This window comes from Pseudomonas sp. P5_B2, from assembly GCF_056400445.1.
The window spans coordinates 1-1882 of sequence record NZ_JBFULH010000728.1 but is presented as its reverse complement, the minus strand read 5'-3'; the positions used below and the strand labels follow the sequence as shown (position 1 = coordinate 1882).

Genomic DNA, 1882 nt, shown 5'->3' with positions numbered 1-1882 from the left:
CATCAGCCTGCACGACAACGCTCGCCTTCACCTCATCATGACGACGAATGTACTTCCAGTCCGCCTCATCGATATAGATACCGTTCGGCCCGCTGCCACCTTCCAGGTCAATCGCAACACTGGCGCAAACCTGCGGTTTAACGCTCGCCAGGATCGGCACGAAGCCCAGTTGCAAACTGGTTTCCAGCAGCGCTGCCTGGTTCTTTTCGTCGATGTCCGCCGCTTCGTCGAGGTAGTAAGGCAGGCGTACGCGACCGGCTTGGTCACGGTCCATCAAGTGCAGCAACAAGTACATGTTGGTCAGCGCCTTGATGGTCATCGTGGTGCCGTTGGACGCGGCGCCGTCGATGTCGGTGTGAATCACCGGCTGACCGTTGACCTTGGTGATCTCGAAGGCCAGTTCGAACAAATCCTTGAGGCCGAGCTGGTTGTGGTTGGCTGCCACAAGCCGCGCCAGGTATTCCTTGGCTTCTTCGTTCTTGTTGTCCTGATCGGCGCTTTGGCTCAAGTCGAACACGGAGAGGGTTTCGCCTTCTTCGTATTGGCCGGCGCTGTGAATGATCTGGTCGATGTGCTTGAGCGCTTCCTTGTTCGGCGCGAGCACGATGCGGAAGCTTTGCAGGTTGGACACCTGACGCTTGTTGATCTCGCGGTTGAACAGCGCCAGTTGATGCTCAAGGCTGTCGTAGTCGCTGCGGATGTTGCGCAGGGTGCGGGCGATGTCGGTGACTGCCGCACGGCGTGCCTTGCCCAGCGTCAGGGCTTCGTCGGTGCGGTGCGCGTACGCGTTGATCAGCAGTTGCAGGCGACGTTCCATATCGTCTTCGCTGTCGAACTTGGCCACGCCTTTGAGGCGGACCTGAGCGTACAGCGCCTCAATCTGACCATCACTGCGCATCAAACCCTGCCAGCTGTCCTGATAGTCATTGAGCARYGGCAGCAGGTTSTCCATGGARTCGTCGATCGGGTCCATGAACGGYGTRCCGAACGGCAGGTCYGCYGGCARCAACTGACGGCGGCGCAGGGCGTCGTCGAGGGTGCGCTGCTTGGCTTCCATGTCGCCGATCTGACGGCCGACCAGTTGCAGCTTGGCTGACAGTTGTTGGACTCGCTCGGTGAAGGCATCACTGGAGCGCTTTAACTCGTCCTGCRCCGCTTCCATCTGCGCCAGTTGCTCTAGCTTGTCGCCTTCCTCGGCGCTCAGGGTTTGCGCGCGACGGAAGTCTTCCAGGGCTTTCTGCGCATCCAGTACTTGCTGGTACAGCGCTTCGGTCTGGGTCTTGCTCGCGGCGCRGTCGGCGGCGACGGCCTGTTGGGTCTTGAGTTGCTTGAGTTCTTTGTCCAGGCGCTCTTTCTGATCGCGCAACGCCGCGCGGTCAGCCAAGGCCTGCAGCGCCGGCGGCTCGATGTGCGAGATATCGATGGACAAGCCCGGCACTTCGAAACGCTCGCCTTTGAAACCGTCAAGAATCAGCTCCATGGATTTGACCCACTGACCGTCCTCGTCCAGCGTGATGCCATGCTCGCCCAGTGGCAGGCTGAACAGTGCGCTGTTGAACAGGCGCATCAGGCGTTCGACATCCTGCTGCGAGAACTCTTCGCGCAGGCGGGCGTAGCTGTTGTTGTCGGCGTGATCGAGTTGCTGCTTCACCGACTTCAAGCGTTTTTCCAGATCCCGCAGACGTTCTTCGAGGTCTTCGGCAGAGAACTGCCGCGACTGCGCCAACGCACCGGCCAACTCATCGTGTGCGTCCTTGGCTGCAAGCAGTTGTTGCTCCAGCACCTTGACGTCATCGACCAATGCGAAGCGATGTTTGAGCACCGACAACTCGCCGAGCCAGCGCTGGATGCCGGTGATTTCCCGTTCCAGACGCATCAGTTC

At 59.9% G+C, this 1882-nt stretch carries 1 protein-coding gene; it reads right to left on the bottom strand.

What is annotated here, in order from left to right; genetic code table 11:
• Positions 1–1882, bottom strand: a 1882-nt coding sequence (locus AC1DRJ_RS26065) for an Mks condensin complex protein MksF (RefSeq protein WP_477804688.1), incomplete at both ends; no start/stop codon positions are given.